Origin of the sequence: Pseudomonas cucumis (genome assembly GCF_030687935.1) — a bacterium.
Taxonomy (GTDB): Bacteria; Pseudomonadota; Gammaproteobacteria; order Pseudomonadales; family Pseudomonadaceae; genus Aquipseudomonas; species Aquipseudomonas cucumis.
The window spans coordinates 1158154-1181591 of sequence record NZ_CP117454.1 but is presented as its reverse complement, the minus strand read 5'-3'; the positions used below and the strand labels follow the sequence as shown (position 1 = coordinate 1181591).

22 protein-coding genes are annotated in these 23438 nt (G+C 60.0%); 5 read left to right on the top strand and 17 right to left on the bottom strand.

The features are described from left to right. Positions 1-86: 86 nt before the first annotated feature. The 15 genes from PSH97_RS05130 to PSH97_RS05060 all read right to left on the bottom strand — a co-directional run bounded on the left by PSH97_RS05130 (position 87) and on the right by PSH97_RS05060 (position 16664). Complete coding sequence (locus tag PSH97_RS05130) at positions 87-416, bottom strand: hypothetical protein (protein ID WP_008014068.1); 330 nt, start codon at positions 414-416, stop codon at positions 87-89. Continuing rightward, entirely contained in the window at positions 413-1327 is a 915-nt protein-coding gene (locus PSH97_RS05125; RefSeq protein WP_305448359.1) for an alpha/beta hydrolase, read from the bottom strand. Before PSH97_RS05125 ends, PSH97_RS05130 begins: the two co-directional genes overlap by 4 nt. 160 nt (positions 1328-1487) lie before the next feature. After that, complete coding sequence (locus tag PSH97_RS05120; protein WP_305448358.1) at positions 1488-2765, bottom strand: flavohemoglobin expression-modulating QEGLA motif protein; 1278 nt, start codon at positions 2763-2765, stop codon at positions 1488-1490. 36 nt (positions 2766-2801) lie between these two features. Further along, entirely contained in the window at positions 2802-3356 is a 555-nt protein-coding gene (locus PSH97_RS05115) for a hypothetical protein (protein WP_305448357.1), read from the bottom strand. 130 nt (positions 3357-3486) lie between these two features. Then, complete coding sequence (locus tag PSH97_RS05110; RefSeq protein ID WP_008070397.1) at positions 3487-4203, bottom strand: TetR/AcrR family transcriptional regulator; 717 nt, start codon at positions 4201-4203, stop codon at positions 3487-3489. A 103-nt stretch (positions 4204-4306) separates the two neighbouring features. After that, a complete protein-coding gene (lysS, locus tag PSH97_RS05105) occupies positions 4307-5809 on the bottom strand; it encodes a lysine--tRNA ligase (RefSeq protein ID WP_305448356.1) in 1503 nt (500 codons plus the stop codon). 100 nt (positions 5810-5909) lie between these two features. Beyond that, positions 5910-7005 (bottom strand): peptide chain release factor 2 gene (gene prfB / locus PSH97_RS05100; protein ID WP_095920368.1). Its coding sequence is split into 2 segments (ribosomal slippage): positions 5910-6932 and positions 6934-7005, totalling 1095 coding nucleotides; the frame shifts between segments, so codons are not numbered across the junction. Positions 7006-7287: 282 nt separating this feature from the next. Further along, positions 7288-8289 (bottom strand): response regulator, encoded by a 1002-nt coding sequence (locus PSH97_RS05095; RefSeq protein ID WP_052967467.1) that lies wholly within the window; start codon positions 8287-8289, stop codon positions 7288-7290. A 48-nt stretch (positions 8290-8337) separates the two neighbouring features. Continuing rightward, entirely contained in the window at positions 8338-9348 is a 1011-nt protein-coding gene (cheB, locus tag PSH97_RS05090) for a chemotaxis response regulator protein-glutamate methylesterase (RefSeq protein WP_305448355.1), read from the bottom strand. Beyond that, complete coding sequence (locus tag PSH97_RS05085; RefSeq protein WP_305448354.1) at positions 9345-11633, bottom strand: hybrid sensor histidine kinase/response regulator; 2289 nt, start codon at positions 11631-11633, stop codon at positions 9345-9347. The genes cheB and PSH97_RS05085 overlap by 4 nt, the downstream gene beginning before the upstream one ends. Continuing rightward, positions 11630-12313: a chemotaxis protein CheW gene (locus PSH97_RS05080; RefSeq protein ID WP_305448353.1), complete on the bottom strand. Its 684-nt coding sequence runs from the start codon at positions 12311-12313 to the stop codon at positions 11630-11632. Before PSH97_RS05080 ends, PSH97_RS05085 begins: the two co-directional genes overlap by 4 nt. Beyond that, positions 12310-13593, bottom strand: coding sequence for a CheR family methyltransferase (locus PSH97_RS05075; protein WP_305448352.1), 1284 nt, complete (start codon positions 13591-13593; stop codon positions 12310-12312). The genes PSH97_RS05080 and PSH97_RS05075 overlap by 4 nt, the downstream gene beginning before the upstream one ends. Continuing rightward, positions 13590-14126 carry a chemotaxis protein CheW gene (locus tag PSH97_RS05070; RefSeq protein ID WP_305448351.1) on the bottom strand — a complete coding sequence of 179 codons (537 nt, stop codon included), beginning with the start codon at positions 14124-14126 and terminating at the stop codon, positions 13590-13592. Before PSH97_RS05070 ends, PSH97_RS05075 begins: the two co-directional genes overlap by 4 nt. Beyond that, positions 14126-15748, bottom strand: a complete 1623-nt coding sequence (locus PSH97_RS05065; protein ID WP_305448350.1) for a methyl-accepting chemotaxis protein — start codon at positions 15746-15748, stop codon at positions 14126-14128. The genes PSH97_RS05070 and PSH97_RS05065 overlap by 1 nt, the downstream gene beginning before the upstream one ends. A 193-nt stretch (positions 15749-15941) precedes the next feature. Then, positions 15942-16664 (bottom strand): tellurite resistance TerB family protein, encoded by a 723-nt coding sequence (locus tag PSH97_RS05060; RefSeq protein WP_305448349.1) that lies wholly within the window; start codon positions 16662-16664, stop codon positions 15942-15944. Positions 16665-16991: 327 nt separating this feature from the next. Here PSH97_RS05060 and ydcS point away from each other — a divergent pair, with 327 nt between their 5' ends. The 5 genes from ydcS to PSH97_RS05035 all read left to right on the top strand — a co-directional run bounded on the left by ydcS (position 16992) and on the right by PSH97_RS05035 (position 22525). Beyond that, positions 16992-18143 carry a putative ABC transporter substrate-binding protein YdcS gene (ydcS, locus tag PSH97_RS05055; RefSeq protein WP_305448348.1) on the top strand — a complete coding sequence of 384 codons (1152 nt, stop codon included), beginning with the start codon at positions 16992-16994 and terminating at the stop codon, positions 18141-18143. 108 nt (positions 18144-18251) lie between these two features. Continuing rightward, positions 18252-19289, top strand: a complete 1038-nt coding sequence (locus PSH97_RS05050; protein ID WP_305448347.1) for an ABC transporter ATP-binding protein — start codon at positions 18252-18254, stop codon at positions 19287-19289. 1 nt (position 19290) lies between these two features. Next, a complete protein-coding gene (locus PSH97_RS05045; RefSeq protein WP_305448346.1) occupies positions 19291-20238 on the top strand; it encodes an ABC transporter permease in 948 nt (315 codons plus the stop codon). Then, positions 20228-21052, top strand: coding sequence for an ABC transporter permease (locus PSH97_RS05040; protein ID WP_305448345.1), 825 nt, complete (start codon positions 20228-20230; stop codon positions 21050-21052). The genes PSH97_RS05045 and PSH97_RS05040 overlap by 11 nt, the downstream gene beginning before the upstream one ends. A 48-nt stretch (positions 21053-21100) precedes the next feature. Continuing rightward, positions 21101-22525 (top strand): gamma-aminobutyraldehyde dehydrogenase, encoded by a 1425-nt coding sequence (locus tag PSH97_RS05035; RefSeq protein ID WP_305448344.1) that lies wholly within the window; start codon positions 21101-21103, stop codon positions 22523-22525. Positions 22526-22693: 168 nt separating this feature from the next. Here PSH97_RS05035 and PSH97_RS05030 read toward each other — a convergent pair whose 3' ends face one another. Together PSH97_RS05030 and PSH97_RS05025 are read right to left on the bottom strand one after the other, a co-directional pair. Then, positions 22694-23095 carry a type II toxin-antitoxin system VapC family toxin gene (locus PSH97_RS05030; protein WP_305448343.1) on the bottom strand — a complete coding sequence of 134 codons (402 nt, stop codon included), beginning with the start codon at positions 23093-23095 and terminating at the stop codon, positions 22694-22696. After that, entirely contained in the window at positions 23095-23340 is a 246-nt protein-coding gene (locus PSH97_RS05025) for an AbrB/MazE/SpoVT family DNA-binding domain-containing protein (protein ID WP_030131147.1), read from the bottom strand. The genes PSH97_RS05030 and PSH97_RS05025 overlap by 1 nt, the downstream gene beginning before the upstream one ends. Positions 23341-23438: the final 98 nt, after the last annotated feature.

Below are 23438 nucleotides of genomic sequence, written 5' to 3'. Positions count from 1 at the left end.
GATACTTGAAAGCCCCGTCTGAATCGATCAGGCGGGGCTTTTTTATTGACGCTCCCACATTGGGTCTTCGGTGAACGCAGGATTGGTTACTGCTCGAGTTTTTGCGGAGTTTCCTGGCCCATGCAGCGCACGGCTTTTTTCTTGCTGTTGATCAGCACGCCAGTCAGACCTTTCTGGTCGGTGTCGAACAACACCAACACGCCATCAATGCACTGGGCCACTTGCGGGGCCGGCTCCAGGGAGACCTTGTAGTCTTCGCCCGGCACGGTCTTGAGCATGGTGAAGTCGCTGAGCAATAGCGCATCTTCGGGTTTGGCGAAGTGCAGGTAGCCGTACCACCACAGGGCACCCACGGTGCCGAGGATGCTGCAAATACCGGTGATGATCAGCGGGATGGCGTTACGTTCTTCACTCATTGCGGACTCTCTGGTGGTTCATCTTCAGAATTCGGGGGTGTCGGGTAATTCGGGACTTCACCCAGGCGGCGCAGACCGTTGAAATGCTGGGGGTCTTCGAGGTAGCGCAGCATGACCTTTTGCCAGACCGGGTCGGCAAAGGTTTGCACATGACCGCCCCGGGTCAGTTGCAGCACGCGCGGCGGCGGCGCAGCTTGATACAGTCGGATGCCGTTGGAAAGGGGCACCAGTTGATCATCGATACTGTGATAGATCAGTTTCGGTACGCCGTTGAGCTGCTTCATGGAATGGATCGCGCTGTCGCCGTCCGGCACCAACCAGGACAACGGCACCTGGAACGGCCAGGTCATCCATGACGTGCTCAGGGCGAAACGCCCGACATCGCGGTAGCTGGCAGGCACACCATCGAGCACAAAGGCCTTGAGTTGCCGCTGGCGCTCGGGATGCTGGGCCAGGAAATGCACGGCCATCGAACCGCCAAGGCTCTGACCGAGAAGGATCAGCGGCTTGCCCTTGACCTCCGGGGCCTGGTCGAGCCATTTGAACGCGGCATCGATGTCCTGATAGATCGCCGGCAACGCCGGTTTACCTTCGGACCAACCGTACCCGCGATAGTCCACCAGCAACACTTGATAGCCCTGCTCCGGCAACCACCAGCTCCCACCCAAATGCCACGCCAGGTTGCCGCCGTTGCCGTGCAAATGCAGCACCGTGCCTTTGACCTCGACACCTTTTTTCGCCGGCAGCCACCAGCCATGCAGCTTGAGGCCGTCTGCGGTGATCAGGGTGACGTCGCGGAATTCGAGTTTGGCTTTTTCCGGGGTGAACGGCTGGCCGGGCTCGGGGTAGAACAGCAGAGAGTCACAACCGCCGAGGGTCAGAAGCAGGAAGAAGATGCCGAGGATTCTCATCCGGTGAAGCCTCGCAAAGAAGGGTTGAAATACGACCCTGTGGACAATGATCTACCTGTGGGAGCGGGCTCGCCCGCGATGACGGCTTTGCATTCAACATTGATGTTGGCTGATCCACCGTTATCGCGGGCAAGCCCGCTCCCACAGGGGGATTCGTTGCTCACAAGATGTTGGAGTAATCCGCTTCGATCCGGTCCAGGCTCAGGTGGTTGAGGAAGTTGGAGAAGCACATCCAGGCCGACAGCGCGTTCATGTCGCGGAATTGGTCGGGCAGGTACTTGGGTGGCACCACCAGGCCTTCGTCCACCAATTGGCGCAAGGTCCGCATGTCTTCCAGCGTGGTCTTGCCGCAAAACAATAGCGGTATCTGCTCCAGCTTGCCTTTACGCACGGCCAACTGAATGTAGTTGTAAACCATGATAAAGCCCTTGAGGTAGGACAAGTCTTTGGTAAATGGCAGACCAGTCGGCACCGAGCCGCGGAAAACCCGACTGGCGTTGCCGTAGCTTTCGGCCATTTCGAAGCCTTGCTCACAGAAGAATTCGTAGATCTGCAAGAAGTCCGCGCCCTCCTCCACCATATGAATGGCACGGGTACGATTGGTCAGTTTGCGCAGGCGGCTCGGGTAGGAGGCGAAGGTGATGATTTCCATCAGGATCGCCAGGCCTTCCTGGGTCACGGTCGACGACGGTGGGCCCTTGGACAGGAAGGTGCAGATCGGCTGATTCAGGCCGTTGAGCGTGGTGCCTACATGCACCAGCCCTTCATGGACTTCCAGCGCACGCACGTCGCGGTTGTTGAACATCGCGTCGGTGCGGATCTTGATGTAGTCGGCGCCGGCCGCCGCATCGGCGACGATACCATCGGATTCAAACACCCGAATGGTTTCCTCGTTTTCGCCAAACACCTTGTTCAACCGATGTTGCAGCAGGTCGACAGCTTCCTTGGCGGTGAGGACTTTCGGTTCGTCCTTGAGGTCGCCACGGCCGGCGATGTTGTTCAGGTAATCGGAGAGCATCAGCCCCAGGTCAGCCAAGGTCGGATCACCGGCGTGGAACGCATCGGACGCCGCGCCGTACAACTCTTGGGAAATCAACCCGAAATCCTCGGTGCCACGCGCTTCGAGCATGCGGATCACCATGCGGTATTCCTTGCACATACGACGCATGATCTGACCGACCGGGTTGAACTGGCCGAGCTGGCGGGTGATGTCACGCTCGATGTTCTGGAATTCCAGCTTCACTTTGCTGGAGTCAAATGCCAGCGGTCGATTGAGGTAGTAGTCGCGGTCCACGGCCGGCATTTCCTTGCCCTTGCCCTTAAGGAACCCCTTGCGAATGCTGTCGTCCCACTTGACCGCATCCAGAACGCGAATCGGCGTCTGCGCCAGCACTATGCGATCGGACAAAATGCGTATCGTCTGCTGGTATTCGTCCACCCGAAACTCCTGTAGTAAAACCGTTACGTGCTGGGTTTATTTGGTTTTTGCCAGGCGCTGGTAGCGCACCGCTTCGACGAAAACATCGGAATTGGCCGGATCATCGAGGTAGGCAAACACCTGATCCAGGCTGTTATTGATCAACACCCCGTCGCCATCGGCAGTCTGAAAACCTTCGCCACTGAGGGCTTCTTGCCCCATGGCCTGTTTGATCTGTTCAAGGTCGAGGTTGTAGACCACCAGTTCGTGCTTATCGTTGAGCTCGAAACCGGTGATGGTGAAGTTCCCGCCGAACTGCGCCGGCACCTTAGCCGACAGATACCAGCGATTGCCATGGCGCGACACGGTGAAGGGATAGGCTTCACGCTCGTGGGGTTTGGCCTTGAAGTAGCTGACCGCCTGATAGCGATTGTCACCGATGCGTGTCAGTTCCAGGTTCATCGGCTCCCCCCAGGCATTGGTGCTGGTCCATTTGCCAAGCAGCCCTTTGGGCGCGGGCTCGCTGGCGGGCAGCGGCTCCTTGAAGGTCACCAGACAGCCACTGAGCAGCAGGATCGACAAGGCGATCACAACGACGCGCCAGGCTTTCATTCAACACTCCCTATCGATACACGACGACTTTTGCGCATTGATCGTTCCCACGCTCTGCGTGGGAACGCATCCGGTTCTGCGTCACGTCGGTAATTCCCACGCAGAGCGTGGGAATGATCGGAGGACCGGGTTACACCGACGCCAACACCAAATGCATGTAGCGGTTGAGGATGCCGAGCATTTCCTCTTCGGCCACAGGCTCGGCGTCGTTGAGCAGGCCCTGATATTCCATCCGTCCGATAATCGCAGTCAACACTTTGGCATCCTGTTGTGGCTCACGGGAACCCAATACTTCGAAAAGCTGGCAGGTGCCCTGCAGAAGAATTTGCTGATGGGAGCGCACCAACAAGGCCAGACGCGGGTTGAGCAAGGCTTCCTGGCGGAAGGCTTGTTCGGCCATCAAGTGCTCGCGGCGATTGATCAATTGCCGATGCACATAGTCAGCCATCAGCCTGGCGATATCGTCCGCCAACTGTGAGCGGGACTCGGGGGTGCCATCGCCGCTGACAACCATCTCGCGCAACAGGCCTTCGTTGCTGGCCCACAACCGGGCCATGAACGCCGCGCTGCGTTCCACGTATTGGGCGAAGGTATCGGTGAGCAGGTCATCGATGTCCTTGAAATAGTACGTCGTGGCCGACAGCGGCACACCCGCTTCAGCGGCCACTGCACGGTGTCGCACGGCCCGCACGCCATCGCGCACAACAATACGCATCGCCGCGTCAAGAATGTCCTGTCGACGCTGTTCACTGCCCTGGCGGCTGGCCTTGCGACCCTGGTACTGAACACTTTCAGCGACCGCAGTGGCGATACCCGCTGCACCTTCTTGAGCCATTGCACGATTCACGACAGGTATTCCTCTCTAAACGTCAAAAGTAACCAATTGATACGTTTGTACCAGACAGGCAATAAAAAGCCGCCTGTTTTAGGCGGCTTTTTAATTGAAACACTTACGCTTGTGGCCGCATGTGCGGGAACAGGATCACGTCGCGGATGGACGGTGAGTTGGTCAGCAACATCACCAGACGGTCGATGCCGATCCCTTCACCGGCCGTTGGCGGCATGCCGTACTCCAGCGCGCGAACGAAGTCGGCGTCGTAATGCATGGCTTCGTCGTCGCCGGCGTCCTTGTCGGCCACCTGCGCCATGAAACGTTCGGCCTGGTCTTCCGCGTCGTTCAACTCGGAGTAGGCGTTGGCGATTTCACGACCACCAATGAACAGTTCGAAACGGTCGGTGACGTTCGGGTTCTCGTCGTTACGACGGGCCAGCGGCGACACTTCGAACGGGTACTGGGTGATGAAGTGCGGCTGCTCCAGCTTGTGCTCGACCAGTTCTTCGAAAATCATCACCTGCAATTTGCCCAGACCTTCAAAGCCCAGCACCTTGGCGCCGGCCTTCTTGGCGATGGTGCGGGCCTTGTCGATGTCAGTCAGGTCGTCAGCGGTCAGCTCAGGGTTGTACTTGAGGATCGAGTCGAACACCGACAGACGCACGAACGGTTCGCCGAAGTGGAACACTTTGTCGCCATAAGGCACGTCGGTGCTGCCCAGAACCAGTTGAGCCAGTTCGCGGAACAGTTCTTCGGTCAGGTCCATGTTGTCTTCGTAGTCGGCGTAAGCCTGGTAGAACTCCAACATGGTGAATTCAGGGTTGTGACGCGTCGAAACGCCTTCGTTACGGAAGTTTCGGTTGATCTCGAAGACTTTCTCGAAACCGCCGACCACCAAGCGCTTGAGGTACAGCTCAGGCGCGATACGCAGGAACATTTCCATGTCCAGCGCGTTGTGGTGAGTCTCGAACGGCTTGGCCGCCGCGCCGCCCGGAATGGTTTGCAGCATCGGCGTTTCCACTTCCAGGAAGTCACGCTTCATCAGGAAGCTGCGGATGTGCGCGATGACTTGCGAGCGAACGCGGAAGGTCTGGCGCACCTCTTCGTTGACGATCAGGTCAACGTAACGCTGACGGTAGCGCTGCTCGGTGTCGGTCAGGCCGTGGTGCTTGTCCGGCAGCGGGCGCAGGGATTTGGTCAGCAGGCGCACGCTGGTCATTTCGACGTACAGGTCACCCTTGCCGGAACGCGCCAGGGTGCCTTCGGCGGCAATGATGTCGCCCATGTCCCAGGTTTTCACCGCGGCCAGGGTGTCTTCGGACAGGGTTTTACGGTTGACGTAAACCTGAATCCGCCCGGTCATGTCCTGAATCACCATGAACGAGCCACGGTTGAGCATGATGCGACCGGCAACCTTGACCGGGATCGCAGCCTCTGCCAGCTCTTCCTTGGTCTTGTCCGCGTACTGTTTCTGCAAGTCATTGCAGTAGTTGTCGCGGCGGAAGTCGTTGGGGAAGGCATTGCCCTTGGCGCGCTCGGCAGCAAGCTTTTCCTTGCGCAGGGCGATCAGGGAGTTTTCTTCCTGTTGCAGGGCTTGCGGGTCGAGTTGTAGGTCGCTCATGTCTTTAAATATTCCATCAGGTTCGTTGCCCCCGGCATTCGCCGGGGTTCGCGGGCAAGCCTCGCTCCTACAGGGTCGTATTGCCCCCGTAGGGCGTGCGTTAAAGCCCTTGTTTCAAGCTGGCTACCAGGTATTCGTCGATGTCGCCGTCGAGCACCTTGTCGCAGTCGCTGCGTTCGATGTTGGTGCGCAGATCCTTGATCCGCGAGGCATCGAGCACATACGAACGGATCTGATGACCCCAGCCGATATCCGACTTGGTGTCTTCCAGGGCTTGGGAAGCGGCGTTGCGCTTCTGCACTTCCTGCTCATACAAACGCGCCCGCAACATTTTCATCGCGGTGTCTTTGTTCGCATGCTGGGAACGTTCGTTCTGGCAGCTGACCACGGTGTTGGTCGGTACGTGGGTAATCCGTACGGCCGAGTCGGTGGTGTTAACGTGCTGACCACCGGCACCGGAGGAGCGGTAGGTGTCGATGCGCAGGTCCGACGGGTTGATGTCGATTTCGATGTTGTCATCGATTTCCGGCGACACGAACACGGCCGAGAACGAGGTGTGACGACGGTTGCCGGAGTCGAACGGGCTCTTGCGCACCAGGCGGTGCACGCCGATTTCGGTACGCAGCCAGCCAAAGGCGTATTCGCCCTTGATGTGCACGGTAGCGCCTTTGATACCGGCGACTTCACCAGCCGACAGCTCCATGATGGTCGCGTCGAAACCGCGTTTATCCGCCCAGCGCAGGTACATGCGCAGCAGGATGTTGGCCCAGTCCTGGGCCTCGGTACCACCGGAGCCGGCCTGGATGTCCAGGTAGGCGTTGTTGGCGTCCATCTCACCGCTGAACATGCGACGGAATTCGAGTTTTTCCAGGGACTCGCGCAGGCGCTCGACTTCGGCAGCGACGTCATCGACGGCGGCCTGGTCTTCTTCTTCGGCGGACATCAGCAGCAGGTCTTTGGCATCGGCCAGGCCACTGTGCATTTCGTCGAGGGTTTCGACGATCTGGGCCAGCAGCGACCGCTCGCGGCCCAGTTCCTGAGCGTACGACGGGTTGTTCCAGACAGACGGATCTTCAAGCTCGCGATTGACTTCAGTCAGACGCTCATGCTTTTGATCGTAGTCAAAGATACCCCCGAATAGTTTCGGAGCGCTCGGACAGGTCCTTGATACTGTTAAGGATCGGGTTGATTTCCATGGCGGGCAGCACTCGTTGGCGAACTTTTGAAAGCCGGCGAGTATAACGTAATCAAGCTGTCAAGGCAGCCCGCCTGGCGGCTTTAGCGGCGAATGGTTTTGGGCTGATGCGAGTGCCTGTAGCAGCTGCCGAGCCCGCGAGGCTGCGTTCGAGGACGAAGTCCTCGCAAATTCTGCGCACACGGTTTGCCTGAATGACCGCGTTGTCTGATTTTACGACGGCTGCGCCGCCGAACGCAGCCTCGCGGGCTCGGCAGCTGCTACGGGCATCGTGTTCAACGCCTTACTCGATCCCCACCTGATTACGCCCATTGTTCTTCGCCAGGTACAGCCCCTTGTCCGCCGCCGAGATCAATTGCCGGCAATCGCTGCCCGGCTGAGGGATCAAGGTCGACAGGCCGATGCTGATGGTCAGGCTCGAACCTTCGGTCGGGAAAATGTGCGGGATCTTCAACCCGGCCACGGTCTGGCGTAGTTTTTCCGCCACCATTCGCGCACCGCCCGGCGAGGTGTTGGGCAGCACCAGGACGAACTCTTCGCCGCCGTAACGAGCTGGCAAGTCCGAAGGTCTGGAGCTGGCGTCGCGAATCGCCGTGGCGACTTTGCGCAGCGCCTCATCGCCTTCGAGGTGGCCAAAGCTGTCGTTGTAGGACTTGAAGTAATCGACATCGATCATCAACAACGACAGTTGGGTCTGATCCCGCAGCGAACGCCGCCATTCCAGCTCCAGGTATTCGTCGAAATGCCGGCGGTTTGACAGCCCGGTCAGGCCATCGGAGTTCATCAAGCGTTGCAGCACCAGGTTGGTGTCGAGTAACTGCTGCTGACTGACCCGCAGCGCGCGATACGCCGCGTCACGCTGCAGCAGGGTCATGTAGGAACGCGAGTGATAGCGGATGCGCGCCACCAGTTCGATGTTGTCCGGCAGTTTGACCAGGTAATCATTGGCGCCGGCGGCAAACGCTGCGCTCTTGATCAGTGGATCTTCCTTGGTCGACAAGACAATGATCGGAATGTCCTTGGTCGCCGGGTGATTACGGTACTCGCGCACCAGGCTCAGGCCGTCGAGGCCGGGCATGACCAGATCCTGAAGGATCACCGTCGGCTTGATGCGGATCGCCTGGGCGATGGCCTGGTGCGGGTCGGCACAGAAATGGAAGTCGATGTTTTCTTCGTTCGACAAACCACGTCGCACCGCCTCGCCGATCATTGCCTGATCGTCCACCAACAACACCATGGCGGCGTTTTCGTCGGTTTTGAAGTCGTCGAGCTGTAAATCATTCATGTGCGGTCACCTGAGTACTGCCTTGGCCACGATTGCTGCTAATGATAGTCATTTTGAGAAGATTTCCAGCAATCGTGGCGCTATCTTGTCCAGTGGGCGAATTTCCACAGCTGCGTCGATGGCTGCGGCCGCCTTCGGCATTCCGTACACCGCACTGCTTTGTTGGTCCTGAGCGATGGTCAGGTAGCCCTGTTGGCGCATGAGTTTAAGCCCTTGCGCGCCGTCGCGCCCCATACCGGTCAGCAGAACGCCCACCGCGTCACCGCTCCAGTAACTGGCCACACTCTCGAAAAACACATCAATCGAAGGCCGATAGATCTCATTGACCGGTTCGGCGGTGTAGGCCAGCGTGCCGTTTTTCAGCAAGCGAATATGATGGTTGGTCCCGGCCAGCAGGACCGTGCCGCTTCGGGGCGGTTCGCCTTCCTGGGCCAGGCGCACGTTCAGGCCACTGGCGCTGGCAAGCCATTCGGCCATGCCCGCGGCGAACACCTGATCCACATGCTGGACCAGCACGATGGCCGCCGAAAAGTCTCGAGGCAGGCCCTTGAGCAGCACTTCCAGCGCCGCCGGCCCGCCAGCCGATGAACCGATGGCCACCAAATGCTGGCGCGAGGACGAGTGGCGGTGCGAGCTCGGTGCCGATCGCACCCGATTGCTCTGCTCGCCGATCAGCCAGCCAATGTTCATGATCTTGCGCAACAGCGGTGCGGCGGCTTCCTGAGGATTACCGCCCCCGATAGCCGGGGTATCGACCACGTCCAGCGCGCCGTAACCCATGGCTTCGAACACCCGGTGCACGTTCTGCTCGCGGTCGACAGTGACAATGACAATCGCGCACGGAGTCTCCGCCATGATTCGCCGGGTCGCTTCCACACCGTCCATCAACGGCATGATCAAATCCATCAGAATCAGATCCGGGGTGTACTCGGCGCAACGTTGCACCGCCTCGGCCCCATTGCCGGCGACCCAGACCACCTCGTGCGCCGGTTCGAACGCCAATGCGCGGCGCAAAGCCTCTACCGCCATGGGCATGTCATTGACGATAGCGATTTTCATGCCCGCGCGCCTCCAATGAGCTCAACCACTGCATCCAGCAAAGCGTCATCATGAAAACTCGCTTTGGCTAGATAATAGTCGGCTCCGGCGTCCAGTCCACGGCGGCGGTCTTCTTCGCGGTCCTTGTAGGACACCACCATCACCGGCAGCGATTGCAGGCGGTTATCGCGACGCAATAAAGACACCAGCTCAATGCCATCCATGCGCGGCATGTCGATGTCGGTGATCAGCAGATCGAAATCCTCCGAACGCAGGGCGTTCCAGCCATCCATACCGTCCACCGCCACCGCGACGTCATAGCCGCGATTGAGCAGCAATTTGCGCTGCAACTCACGAACGGTCAGCGAGTCGTCCACCACCAGAATCCGTTTACGCGCCGCTTCGACGGCCTGATTGGCATGCCGGGCAATGCGCTCCAGACGCCCGGTATTGAGCAGTTTGTCCACAGAACGCAGCATGTCTTCGACATCGACGATCAGCACTACCGAGCCGTCGTCGAGCAAGGCTCCGGCAGAAATGTCCTGCACCTTGCCCAGGCGCTCGTCCAGCGGCAGCACCACCAGCGTCCGCTCGCCGATAAACCGCTCGACCGCCACCCCGTAGATCGCCTCGCGCTCGCGGATGACCACGACTTTGAGGGTCTGCGCGTTGTTCTGGCTCGCCGGTCGCTGCAACAGCTGACTGGCGGCGACCAGCCCGACATGCCGGCCTTCGTGCCAGAAGTGCTGCCGGCCCTCGACCTGCACGATATCCTCCGGCGCCAGGTCGCACATGCGCTCGATGTGCGCCAGCGGGAAGGCATACGCCTCCTCACCGACTTCCACCACCAGGCTGCGCACCACCGACAGCGTCAGCGGTACTTGCAGATGAAAGCGACTGCCCTCACCCGCCGTTTGCTCCAGCACCACGGCGCCGCGCAATTGGCGAACCATATGCTGAACCGCATCCAGCCCGACGCCGCGCCCGGAGACTTCGGTGACCGTGTCGCGCAAGCTGAAACCCGGCAGAAACAGGAACGTCAGCAGTTCCTCTTCGCTCAACTGGGCGGCGGTTTCGGCTGGGGATAACTGCCGCTCGACGATGTTGCGACGGAGTTTTTCCAGATCAACACCATTGCCGTCATCGCTGAGCTCCAACACCAGCAGACCGGCTTGATGGGACGCTCGCAGACGGATCAGGCCTTCCTCCGGTTTACCGGCCAATAGCCGTTGTTCCCGGGTTTCGATGCCGTGATCCACCGCATTGCGCAGCAAGTGCGTCAGCGGCGCTTCGAGTTTCTCCAGTACGTCGCGGTCGACCTGAGTCTTATCGCCCTCGATCTCCAGCCGCACCTGTTTCCCAAGGTCACGGCCGAGATCGCGGACCATGCGCACTTGCCCGCTCAGCACGTCGGCGAATGGCCGCATGCGACAGGCCAGCGCCGTGTCATACAACACCTGTGCGCGCTGGCTGGCGTGCCAGGCGAACTCATCCAGTTCGGCGTTCTTTTCCACCAGCAATTGCTGGGACTCGGCCAATAGTCGTCGGGCATCGCCCAAGGCCTCTTGGGCTTCGAGACTCAAGGCATGGTCCTTGAGATGGACGTTGAGGTTTTCCAGGGCCCGCAGGCCGTTGCTCTGCATGCGTTTGAGGCGCTGCATGGTGGCCAGGTGCGGCTTGAGCCGCTGGGTTTCCACCAGGGATTTACTCGACAGGTCGAGCAGGCTGTTCAAGCGCTCGGCCGTCACGCGCAACACGCGCTCGCCACTTTCGGTGCTGCGTTTAGTCGTGAGGGCTGGCTCGGCGGGCGCTGCCGGGGGGGCTTCGCTGGCGGCCGGCATGGGCGGCTCAACCTTGGGCGTCGGCGGCTCCAGCTGAAGTTCTGCCATCGGCGGCGCGAGGGGGGCCGTGGCCGCCATGTGATCAAGCAGCCGTCCCATCAAGACGACGTAAGCGTCGATATCCGCAGGCGCCGGAGCGTTGCTCGGCGTCGCAATCCGCATCAGCAGATCGGTGCCTTGCAACAGGGCATCAATGTGTTCGGGCCGCAGGTACAGGCGCCCTTCCTGGGCGCTGACCAGGTAATCTTCCATCACATGGGCGACGCGGACCCCGGCATCGACACCGACAATCCGCGCAGCGCCCTTGAGCGAGTGGGCGGCCCGCATGCACGACTCAAGGTAATCGGCCTGGGTCGGATCGCGCTCAAGCGCCAAAAGCCCTGCGCTCAGCACCAGGGTCTGGGCCTCGGCTTCCAGGCTGAACAGCTCCAGCAAGGAGGCGTCACGCATTTGCTCGGGGGTCATGTGAGGCTCCGGGTCACGGCGGACAGCAGCTGTTCTTCATCCAGCCAACGCAGGCTGCGACCTTTGAATTGCAAAACGCCACGGGTGTATTTGGCACTGGCCTGGGCGCCGGACCGAGATGCCGCTTCGAGAATGCGCTCGTCGATGGCATGAATCCCGTCCACTTCGTCCACCGGCACCACCACCGGCCCGCCGTGGGCGGCGATGATCAGCATCCGCGGCATGACTCGCGCGCCAGACGCCACGCCACTGGTGGCGTCGAGCCCCAGCAGTTCTACCAGCGACAGGCACGCCACCAGGGCACCGCGCACATTCGCCACGCCGAGCAACGCCCGGGAGCGTTGATGCGGCAACGAGTGAATCGCCTGCAGCGGCGCCACTTCGACCAGGCTGCGAGTGGCCAGGCCCAACCATTCTTCGCCGAGGCGAAACATCAGCAGCGAGCGGGTTTTCACATCGCTCCCGGCCACTGTGGAAACTTGCTCGCGGTCGTCCTGCTGCAAGGCATAGCGATCGAGCAGGCGCGTGGCGGCAGCCGAATACACCGCACAGTTGCGGCAATGAATGTGCTCGCTCAGCAACGGGCAGGACTTGTCGCCGTGGATACCGATGCGGTTCCAGCAGTCGTCGATGGCCTGGGCATCTTCACGGGTGACGCTCAAGGTGTCGGCGGCGTTCATCGTTTACGCTCACTGTCAGCGGCGCGCTCGCTGCGGGCGGCGCGGGCCTGTAATCGTCTGGCACCGGCCGTGTCGCCCTGGGACTGCAGCAAGGCGGCCAGGTGCATCAATGCGTCGGGGTGTTGCGGTTCGAGGTACAACGCCTTGCGATAAAAACCCTGGGCCTCGAGAGCGCTGCCGGCGACATCGCTGAGCAGCCCCAGCCAATAGAACACCTGCGCTACCGGCTCGTGACTGCGCAAAAAACTTTCGCACGCTGCGCGGGCCTCAGCGCTTTTGCCTTCATTGGCCAGCGCGGCGATGTTCGCCAGCAGCGTGGTGGCGTCCGAAGGGGTGGTTTTCGAAGGGGCGGCGGCGACCTGAGGCAGTGGCACGACTGTCGCGAAAGGCCGACTGCGCACTGGTGGCGGTGTCACGCTGCGCACCGGTTGTTGCACCGGAAGCGGCAGCGGCGTCGGCACAAAGGTCGCGCGCGGTTCCGGTGCACTTTGACGACTGAAGGCAAACGACTGCGGAATGCCGATCGAGCGCATGCCGAAACGCCCCAGCAGACTGCCCTCCGCAGGGCCGATAAACAGCACGCCGTCGACGTGGGTCAGGCGCTTGAGCACTTCGAACACTTGCTGCTGGGTCGGCTGATCGAAATAGATCAGCAAATTGCGGCAAAACACGAAGTCATAAGGTGGCTCACTGGCCAGCAACGCCGGATCCAGCAGATTACCGACCTGCAAACGCACCTGTTCAAGCACGCGCCCGCTGAGGCGATAGTTGTCATTTTCAGCCGTAAAATGCCGCTCGCGAAATTCGATGTCCTGGCCACGAAACGAATTCTTGCCGTACAGCGCGAGCCTGGCCTTTTCCACCGACAGCGGGCTGACATCCATGCCGTCGACCTTGAACTGGTGCGGCGCCAGCCCGGCATCGAGCAATGCCATGGCGATGGAGTACGGTTCTTCGCCGGTGGAACACGGCAGACTGAGAATCCGCAGCGCGCGCATGTTATTGATCGCCGCCAGCCGCTTGACCGCCAGTTTCGCCAGCGTGGCGAAGGATTCCGGATAACGGAAAAACCAGGTCTCGGGGACGATCACTGCTTCGATCAGCGCCTGTTGTTCGTCCCGCGAGCCCAGCAGGGTGTGCCAGTACTCATCGGCCGTCAGCGCCCGAGCCGCCGTGCAGCGCTGGCGCACCGCGCGTTCGATGATCGCCGGGCCAACCGAGCCCACATCCAGGCCGATACGCTCCTTGAGGAAATCGAAAAACCTTTGATCGCTGCTCATCCCTGCTCCTCAAACTGCGCCAGGTCCAGCGGCGGCGAGGGAAACAATAAGGCGCGGACCTGTTCGTCCAGCAAATCGGCAACCCGCACCCATTGCAACAAACCCTGGGCATCTTCGCGCACCGGCCCGAGGTACGGCGCCTGGCGATTGTCCAGGCCATATGGCTGAAAATCCGCCGGGTTGCAGCGCAACGTGTCGGTGGCCTGTTCCAGAATCAGCCCGAGCAATTGCGCAGGCGTCGCCTCATCCGGCCGATAGTGCACCAGCACCAGCCGCGTGCTGGTGCGGGCCTGGGCCGGTTGGCCGAACGTCAGGGCGCTGAGGTCGATCACCGGCACCACCGCGCCGCGCCAGGCGAACACCCCTGCCACCCAGTCCGGCGCTCGGGGAATGGGTTTCAACGGCAGTTGCGGCAGCACTTCGGCCACCTCGATGGCCTGCAAGGCGTAACGCTCGTTGCCGATGCGGAACACCAGAAACAACGACTGTTTCACTGGCATCACCGCGCCGCGTTTGACCGCGAGCTCGCTCATCAGACTTTGAATCGCGAAACGCCGCCACGCAGCCCCACGGCCACCTGGCTCAACTCATCGATAGCGAAACTGGCCTGACGCAGGGACTCGACGGTCTGGCTGCTGGCGTCACCCAATTGCACCAACGCATGGTTGATCTGCTCGGCGCCCGTGGCCTGGGCCTGCATGCCTTCGTTGACCATCAACACCCGTGGTGCCAGCGCCTGAACCTGATGGATGATCTGCGACAGTTGCTCACCCACCTGCTGCACCTCGGACATGCCACGACGCACTTCTTCGGAAAACTTGTCCATGCCCATGACCCCGGCCGACACCGCCGACTGGATCTCACGCACCATCTGCTCGATGTCGTAGGTGGCCACAGCGGTCTGGTCCGCCAGTCGCCGCACTTCGGTGGCGACCACGGCAAACCCGCGACCGTATTCACCGGCCTTCTCGGCTTCGATTGCAGCATTCAGGGACAACAGGTTGGTCTGGTCGGCGACTTTGACGATGGTCACCACCACTTGATTGATGTTGCCGGCCTTCTCGTTGAGGATCGCCAGTTTGGCGTTCACCAGATCCGCCGCGCCCATCACCGAGTGCATAGTGTCTTCCATGCGCGCCAGGCCTTGTTGACCGGAACCGGCCAGCACCGATGCCTGATCGGCGGCGGTGGAGACTTCGGTCATGGTGCGCACCAGATCCCGCGAGGTGGCGGCAATTTCCCGCGATGTCGCACCGATTTCGGTGGTGGTGGCTGCGGTTTCGGTGGCGGTGGCCTGCTGTTGCTTGGACGTCGCGGCGATTTCCGTGACCGACGTGGTGACCTGCACCGAGGAGCGCTGGGCCTGGGACACCAGCGACGTGAGCTCGGTCATCATGTCATTGAAGCCGGTTTCCACCGCGCCGAACTCGTCCTTGCGATCAAGATCCAGGCGACTGCTGAGATCGCCGGTGCGCATGACTTCGAGGATCTCCACGATGCGATTCATCGGTGCCATGATCGCGCGCATCAGCAGCAGGCCGCAGAGGCCGGCGACGATGATCGCCACCAGCAAAGAGACGCCCATGCTGATTTTGGCGGCCGTCACCGCTTCACCAATGGCCAGCGTGGATTTTTCAGCCATATCGTGATTGCGCTCAATGAGGCTATTCAACTGCTTGCGTCCATTGACCCAGGCCGGTGTGAGCTTTTGCTCCATGGCAAGACGTGCTTGCTCATACTCTTTGCGCTGATAGAGGTCGAGAACGTTCGTCAGTTCTTGATTAAAGGTCTGATGACGCGCTTCGAATTCGTCGAAGATGGCCTGATCATCCGCCTGGAAAATAGTCTTGCGGTAGTGGGTCATTTGCTCGTTCAAGCGCTCTTCGAAGCTCTTGTACATGACCTGGTCGGCAGCGGTTATTTCGCGATTTCCGGAAAGACCGACAATTTGCTGGGTGAGGTTATAACTGTCGACCCAGGCACCGCGCATCATCGAACTGAAATACACCCCGGGCACCGCATCGGTGCGGACCTTTTCCTCGCTGACCTCGATCTTCATCAACCGGGAAAAAGACACCACGACCATCAGCAGCATGATCGCGATAATCACCGCAAAGCTCGCCAAAATGCGTTGGCGCAACGTCCAGTTCTTCACAGTCAGTCCTCGGTGCAGGTCAAATTGCGGGGGAGTATAGCCGAGGGCCTGTGGATTGATTATCGGGTTATGCGTGTGGCTTGAAGATGCCTTCGCGGGCAAGCCTCGCTCCTACGGGTCAGCGTCGACGACAATCGTGTGTTCGACAATTCACTGGAGGAGCGAGGCTTGCTCACGAAGGCGGTCTGAAGACCTACATAGAAGCCTGACGCACCTGCTTTTCCAGCTCTGCCTTCAACCCCGGCTCCAGCTTCAACTGTCGCGCCAGTTCATCCAGATAGGACTTCTCCATAAAGCTCTCCTCATCCACCAGCATCACGCTGGCGATGTACATCTCCGCCGCCATTTCCGGCGTGCTGGCGGCGCGGGCGACGTCGGCCGGGTCCAGCGGTTTATTGAGCTCGGCGTGCAGCCAGTGTTGCAGCTCCTGATCATTGTCGAGTTTGCTGAACTCGCCTTCGATCAATTGGCGCTCACGTTCATCGACATGACCGTCAGCCTTGGCCGCGGCGACCAACGCCTTGAGGATCGCCTGGCTGTGTTGCTCAACCTGAGCCGCCGGCAAGCGGTCGATAGTTTGCGGCTCGGTTGTGCCTGCGGTGCCCTGCTGGGCCTGCCAGTTGCCGTACGCTTTGTAGGCAATCACGCCCAGTGCGGCGAGGCCGCCGTAGATAGCCACTTTGCCGCCGACCTTGCGCACCTTCTTGTTGCCGAGCAACAGGCCCATGGCGCCAGCCGCCAGTGCACCGCCGCCAGCGCCGGAGAGCACACTGCCGAGGCCGCCCGAACCACTGGAGCCTGCGAGCAAACCGCCCAAACCACCGCTGGACGCTTTGTTCCGGGTACCGCCGGCCTTGTTCTGCAACAGGTCCTGACCGGATTTGAGTAGTTGATCGAGCAATCCACGAGTGTTCATTTTGCTGCCTCCACGAATTCGGGTTAACCGGATCTTTAAGGCCACCAGCCTGGATCAAAAGTGCCCGACGTCTCTCGATGAGAGTGCTTCCAGATGTTGCTCACGTTTAGGCAAACAGGCTGGAACGCCCTCCAGGAATCTATTTCATCGAATGCAGCCTTTGAGATTTGTCGACCGTGGAACCGCGCACTAGGCTGGATAAATCCATAAGACAGCCCGACCTCAATCTGCCTCTCACAAAGCGCACTAAGCTAATAACAAGCCACTCACGGCGCATCATCCCGTTCAACACTGCCCTGACCATAATTTAAAGAAGAGGGTTCACCCATGCTTGTGCACAAGACCGCACTGCTCAGTGCAATCACCACAGCGCTTTTGGCCAGCGCCAGCCTGCAGGCCGCCGAGCCGCTGAAGGCCGTCGGTGCCGGCGAAGGTCAGCTGGATATCGTCGCCTGGCCGGGCTACATCGAACGGGGCGAAACCGACAAGGCCTACGACTGGGTCAGCGGTTTCGAGAAGGAAACCGGCTGCAAGGTCAACGTCAAGACCGCCGGCACGTCCGATGAAATGGTCACCCTGATGGCCAAGGGCGGTTACGACCTGGTGACGGCGTCCGGCGACGCCTCCTTGCGCCTGATCGCCGGCAAACGTGTGCAGCCGATCAACACCGCACTGATCCCCAACTGGAAAAATCTCGATCCGCGCCTGAAGGATGCGCCCTGGTACGTGGTCGACAAACAGACTTATGGCACTCCCTATCAATGGGGCCCGAACGTGCTGATGTACAACACCAACGTGTTCAAACAGCCGCCGACCAGTTGGGGCGTGCTGTTCGAAGAGCAGAAGCTGTCCGACGGCAAATCCAACAAGGGCCGCGTACAAGCGTATGACGGCCCGATCTACATCGCGGACGCGGCGCTTTACCTGAAAACCGCCAAGCCGGAACTGGGCATCACGGATCCTTACCTGCTCGACGAAAAACAGTACAAGGCCGTTCTCGAGCTGCTGCGCGCCCAACAAAAGTTGATCCACCGCTACTGGCACGACACCACCGTACAAATGAGTGACTTCAAGAACGAAGGCGTGGTGGCTTCAAGCTCCTGGCCCTATCAGGTCAACGGCCTGATGAACGAGAAACAGCCGGTCGCCTCAACCATTCCGAAAGAAGGCGCCACCGGATGGGCCGACACCACCATGTTGCACGCCGAGGCCAAGCACCCGAACTGCGCTTACAAGTGGATGGACTGGTCGCTCACGCCGAAGGTCCAGGGCGATGTGTCCGCCTGGTTTGGCTCGCTGCCAGCGGTTCCGGCGGCGTGTACCGGAAACGAACTGCTGGGGGCCGAGGGTTGCAAGACCAACGGTTTCGACCAGTTCGACAAGATCGCCTTCTGGAAAACCCCACAGGCTGAGGGCGGCAAGTTCGTGCCTTACAGCCGCTGGACCCAGGATTACATTGCGATCATGGGTGGTCGCTAACACCAACTGATCGTTCCCACGCGGAGCGTGGGAACGATCATCAATGAAGATTTCAGAAGTCCAGGCAAGGCCACTGTGACGATCCTCGCCTTTTCGGAGCTCCGCACCATGACGCTTGCAGTCCAGTTCACCAACGTTTCCCGTCAGTTCGGAGAAGTGAAAGCCGTTGACCGGGTTTCCATCGATATTCAGGACGGCGAGTTCTTTTCCCTGCTGGGCCCTTCCGGCTCGGGCAAAACCACCTGCCTGCGCCTGATCGCCGGTTTCGAACAACCGAGCGCCGGCTCCATCCGCATTCATGGCGCCGAAGCCGCCGGGCTGCCGCCGTATCAGCGGGACGTGAACACCGTGTTCCAGGATTACGCCCTGTTCCCGCACATGAACGTACTCGACAACGTCGCCTACGGTTTGAAAGTCAAAGGTGTCGGCAAGTCCGAACGCCAAAAACGCGCCGAAGAAGCCCTCGACATGGTCGCTCTCGGCGGCTACGGCGAGCGCAAACCGGTGCAACTCTCCGGGGGCCAGCGTCAGCGTGTGGCCCTGGCCCGCGCGTTAGTCAATCGCCCTCGCGTGTTGCTGCTCGACGAACCCTTGGGCGCCCTCGATCTGAAACTGCGCGAGCAAATGCAAGGCGAGCTGAAGAAGCTGCAACGCCAGCTCGGCATCACCTTCATCTTCGTCACTCACGACCAGACCGAAGCGCTGTCGATGTCCGACCGCGTGGCCGTGTTCAACAAGGGCCGCATCGAACAGGTCGACACGCCGCGCCACCTGTACATGAAACCGGCGACCACGTTCGTCGCCGAATTCGTCGGCACGTCCAATGTGATTCGCGGCGATCTGGCGCGGCAGTTGAGCGGCAATCCACAGCCGTTTTCGATCCGCCCGGAACACGTGCGTTTCGCCGAAGGCCCGCTGGCCAGCCATGAAATCGAAGTCAGCGGCCTGCTGCACGACATCCAGTACCAAGGCAGCGCCACCCGCTATGAATTGAAGCTGGAAAATGGCCAGACGTTGAACATCAGCCAGGCCAACGTCCAGTGGCTGGATGTCAGCGCGCAACATCAGACCGGGCAACGCATCAGCGCTCGTTGGGCGCGTGAAGCGATGATCCCGCTGCACGACCATGTTGTGGGCGGGGTTTGAGATGAACAGCGTGGCAGCTCCTCAAACCCCGACAAGCGGCTCGCCGTTGCGCCGGTTTTCGAACTTGCTGTACCGGCGGCCGAACCTGTATCTGTCGCTGCTGCTGGTGCCGCCGTTACTGTGGTTCGGTGCGATCTACCTCGGCTCGCTGCTGACCCTGTTGTGGCAAGGCTTCTACACCTTCGATGACTTCACCATGGCGGTCACGCCCGACCTGACCCTGGCGAATTTCACGGCACTGTTCCAGCCATCGAACTTCGACATCATCCTGCGCACCCTGAGCATGGCCATCGTCGTGTCGATTGCCAGTGCCATCGTGGCGTTCCCGATCGCCTATTACATGGCGCGCTACACCAGCGGCAAGACCAAGGCGTTTTTCTACATTGCGGTGATGATGCCGATGTGGGCCAGTTACATCGTCAAGGCCTACGCCTGGACCTTGCTGCTGGCCAAGGGCGGCGTGGCCCAGTGGTTCGTTCAGCACTTGGGGTTGGAACCGGTGTTGCAGTTCGTGCTCGGGATTCCGGGAGTAGGCGGCAGCACCCTGTCGACCTCGCATCTGGGGCGGTTCATGGTATTCGTCTACATCTGGCTGCCGTTCATGATCCTGCCGATTCAGGCCTCACTGGAACGCCTGCCGCCGTCCTTGCTGCAAGCCTCGGCGGATCTTGGCGCCAAGCCACGTCAGACCTTCATGCAAGTGATACTGCCGCTGTCGATTCCGGGCATCGCGGCCGGCTCGATCTTCACCTTTTCGCTGACCCTGGGCGACTTCATCGTGCCGCAACTGGTGGGCCCACCGGGCTACTTCATCGGCAGCATGGTCTACGCCCAGCAAGGAGCGATCGGCAATATGCCGATGGCGGCGGCCTTCACCTTGGTGCCGATCGTGCTGATCGCCATTTACCTGTCCATCGTCAAACGTCTGGGGGCTTTCGATGCGCTCTGATGCTTCATCTCAAGATCGGGCATCCCCGGGCCTGCGCATCGCCGCCTGGGGCGGGTTGATGTTCTTGCACTTCCCGATCCTGATCATCTTCCTCTACGCCTTCAACACCGAAGACGCGGCGTTCAGCTTTCCGCCCAAGGGCTTCACCCTGAAGTGGATCAGCGTGGCGTTCTCCCGGCCGGACGTGCTGGAAGCGATCAAGCTGTCGCTGCAAATCGCCGCCGTCGCCACGCTGATTGCGCTGATCCTCGGCACCCTCGCGTCGGCGGCGTTGTACCGGCGGGATTTCTTCGGCAAGCAAGGCATCTCGCTGATGCTGATCCTGCCGATTGCCCTGCCCGGGATCATCACCGGGATCGCGCTGCTGGCGACCTTCAAGACCTTGGGGATTGAACCGGGGATGTTCACCATCATCGTCGGTCACGCGACCTTCTGTGTAGTGATCGTCTACAACAACGTCATCGCCCGCTTGCGCCGCACGTCATACAGTTTGATCGAAGCCTCGATGGACCTCGGCGCCGACGGCTGGCAGACCTTCCGCTACATTGTCTTGCCGAACCTTGGCTCGGCGATGCTGGCCGGCGGCATGCTGGCCTTTGCGCTGTCGTTCGACGAAATCATCGTCACCACCTTCACCGCCGGCCACGAACGCACCCTGCCGTTGTGGCTGCTCAACCAGCTCAGCCGTCCACGGGACGTGCCGGTGACCAACGTCGTCGCGATGCTGGTGATGATGGTGACAATGTTGCCGATCCTCGGCGCCTATTACCTGACCCGGGGTGGCGAAAGCGTTGCGGGCAGTGGCGGAAAATAACTGACAACTCATTCCCAATGTGGAAACCGCTTCGATGAGGACAAAGCCATGCAAACCAAACTCTTGATCAACGGCCAACTCGTCAACGGCGACGGTCCCGCCCAAGCCGTGTTCAACCCGGCCCTCGGCCGTGTGCTGGTAGAAATCAATGAAGCCAGCGAAGCCCAGATCGATGCCGCCGTTCGGGCCGCCGACAACGCCTTCCAATCCTGGTCGCAAACCACGCCGAAAGAACGTTCGCTGTTGCTGCTCAAACTCGCCGACATCATCGAAGCCCATGGCGAAGAGCTGTCCAAGTTGGAGTCGGACAACTGCGGCAAACCCTACAGCGCCGCGCTGAACGATGAAATCCCGGCGATTGCCGACGTGTTCCGTTTCTTCGCCGGCGCCAGCCGTTGCATGAGCGGTGCGCTAGGGGGTGAATATTTGCCCGGCCACACCTCGATGATCCGCCGCGACCCGGTGGGCGTCATCGCCTCCATCGCGCCGTGGAACTACCCGCTGATGATGGTCGCCTGGAAAATCGCCCCGGCCCTGGCCGCCGGTAATACTGTGGTGCTCAAGCCGTCAGAACAAACCCCGCTGACCGCCCTGCGCCTGGCAGAACTGGCGTCGGAAATCTTCCCGGCGGGCGTGCTTAACCTGGTGTTCGGTCGCGGTCCTACGGTCGGTAGCCCATTGGTCAGTCACCCGAAAGTGCGCATGGTATCGCTGACCGGCTCGATCGCCACTGGTTCGAACATCATTTCCAGCACCGCCGGCAGCGTCAAACGCTTGCACATGGAACTGGGCGGCAAGGCGCCAGTGATCATCTTCGACGATGCCGACATCGACGCCGCCGTAGAAGGCATTCGCACCTTCGGTTTCTACAACGCCGGCCAGGATTGCACCGCCGCCTGCCGCATTTACGTGCAGGCAGGCATCTACGACCAGTTCGTCGAGAAGCTCGGCGCGGCCGTCAGCAGTATCAAGTACGGCTTGCAGGATGATCCATCGACGGAGCTGGGCCCGTTGATCAGCGCGCAGCATCGCGATCGCGTGACAGGGTTTGTCGAGCGTGCCATCAAGCAACCGCACATTCGTTTGATCACAGGCGGCAAAGCGGTGGAAGGCAATGGTTTCTTCTTTGAACCGACGGTGCTGGCTGACGTGCAACAGGACGACGAGATTGTGCGCCGCGAAGTGTTCGGACCGGTAGTGTCGGTCACCAAGTTCACCGATGAAGCGCAGGCGCTAGCTTGGGCCAACGATTCAGACTACGGCCTGGCGTCGTCAGTCTGGACCGCGGACGTCGGCCGCGCGCATCGGCTGTCTGCACGTTTGCAGTACGGCTGCACATGGGTAAACACCCACTTCATGCTGGTCAGCGAAATGCCTCACGGCGGTCAGAAACTGTCCGGTTATGGGAAAGACATGTCGATGTATGGGCTGGAGGATTACACCGTTGTGCGGCACGTGATGTTCAAGCATTAAAAGCTTGGCGGGCAAGTCGGATCGCCGCACCGCTCGCTCCTACAGGAACTGCGCTCAATCTGTGGGAGCGAGCTTGCTCGCAATGGTGTCACCGCCCAATCAAGGAAGAACTCAAAAACCTTTACCGATTGCCATCTCGACAGATTCATCCGTGGAAACACAGAGCTGTCAGACCGGCACTATCAACTCAACTGATGGAAAATAGCTACGGTAGCGCTTGGCATCCCGCGTCAATAACGGCAACTTTTTCACAGCAGCATGAGCCCCGATGAAAAAATCCGCCAAAACATTATTTTTTCCACCACCCACTTTACGGTAACGAACGAAAGCCTTTCCTGCCAAAAACAAAGCAGGACGCGGGACTTCTTGCATCGCAAGACCAAGCTGAGTGACGACATAATCCAACGCTTCGAAACTGGAAAATGTCTGTGACAGTTCGGCGTAAATAATCGGATTGATCGCCAATTCATGGATCTGGGATTGGGCGCGAAGCTGTTGTATGGACCAATCAGCCCAGACAGGGTCATCCTCCAAGACATCAATCAACACGTTCGTGTCGACCAATATCATCAGTCGTCACCCCGTAATAGCGCCATCAAATCGTCGGTTCGCCATTTTATATCCGCCTTTCCACGCACGGCTTCGAAGCGGTCGATAGTGACTGCCTTACCCATTTTGGGTTTACCGCTGTGCAGTACCACTTCACCTTGCGCGTTGACACTGAATTCAATTGCCGCACCTGGTTTCAGGTGCAATGCGTCCCGAATAGGCTTGGGAATGGTGACTTGCCCTTTACTGGTCATGGTTGTTGTCATGATGACCTCCTGAAGTATTACTCTACGGACAAACGTAATACTTAGCGTGCGAACCTGCAACCGCCACTCATCGTAGGCAAGTTCTCTTCGTTCTGAAG

Coding starts and splice junctions, on each gene's coding strand:
- PSH97_RS05130 (WP_008014068.1), bottom strand. CDS start 416: ATGAGTGAAGAACGTAACGCCATCCCGCTGATCATCACCGGTATTTGC.
- PSH97_RS05125 (WP_305448359.1), bottom strand. CDS start 1,327: ATGAGAATCCTCGGCATCTTCTTCCTGCTTCTGACCCTCGGCGGTTGT.
- PSH97_RS05115 (WP_305448357.1), bottom strand. CDS start 3,356: ATGAAAGCCTGGCGCGTCGTTGTGATCGCCTTGTCGATCCTGCTGCTC.
- lysS (WP_305448356.1), bottom strand. CDS start 5,809: ATGAGCGACCTACAACTCGACCCGCAAGCCCTGCAACAGGAAGAAAAC.
- PSH97_RS05095 (WP_052967467.1), bottom strand. CDS start 8,289: ATGAATGATTTACAGCTCGACGACTTCAAAACCGACGAAAACGCCGCC.
- cheB (WP_305448355.1), bottom strand. CDS start 9,348: ATGAAAATCGCTATCGTCAATGACATGCCCATGGCGGTAGAGGCTTTG.
- PSH97_RS05085 (WP_305448354.1), bottom strand. CDS start 11,633: ATGACCCCCGAGCAAATGCGTGACGCCTCCTTGCTGGAGCTGTTCAGC.
- PSH97_RS05080 (WP_305448353.1), bottom strand. CDS start 12,313: ATGAACGCCGCCGACACCTTGAGCGTCACCCGTGAAGATGCCCAGGCC.
- PSH97_RS05075 (WP_305448352.1), bottom strand. CDS start 13,593: ATGAGCAGCGATCAAAGGTTTTTCGATTTCCTCAAGGAGCGTATCGGC.
- PSH97_RS05070 (WP_305448351.1), bottom strand. CDS start 14,126: ATGAGCGAGCTCGCGGTCAAACGCGGCGCGGTGATGCCAGTGAAACAG.
- PSH97_RS05060 (WP_305448349.1), bottom strand. CDS start 16,664: ATGAACACTCGTGGATTGCTCGATCAACTACTCAAATCCGGTCAGGAC.
- ydcS (WP_305448348.1), top strand. CDS start 16,992: ATGCTTGTGCACAAGACCGCACTGCTCAGTGCAATCACCACAGCGCTT.
- PSH97_RS05050 (WP_305448347.1), top strand. CDS start 18,252: ATGACGCTTGCAGTCCAGTTCACCAACGTTTCCCGTCAGTTCGGAGAA.
- PSH97_RS05045 (WP_305448346.1), top strand. CDS start 19,291: ATGAACAGCGTGGCAGCTCCTCAAACCCCGACAAGCGGCTCGCCGTTG.
- PSH97_RS05040 (WP_305448345.1), top strand. CDS start 20,228: ATGCGCTCTGATGCTTCATCTCAAGATCGGGCATCCCCGGGCCTGCGC.
- PSH97_RS05035 (WP_305448344.1), top strand. CDS start 21,101: ATGCAAACCAAACTCTTGATCAACGGCCAACTCGTCAACGGCGACGGT.
- PSH97_RS05030 (WP_305448343.1), bottom strand. CDS start 23,095: ATGATATTGGTCGACACGAACGTGTTGATTGATGTCTTGGAGGATGAC.
- PSH97_RS05025 (WP_030131147.1), bottom strand. CDS start 23,340: ATGACAACAACCATGACCAGTAAAGGGCAAGTCACCATTCCCAAGCCT.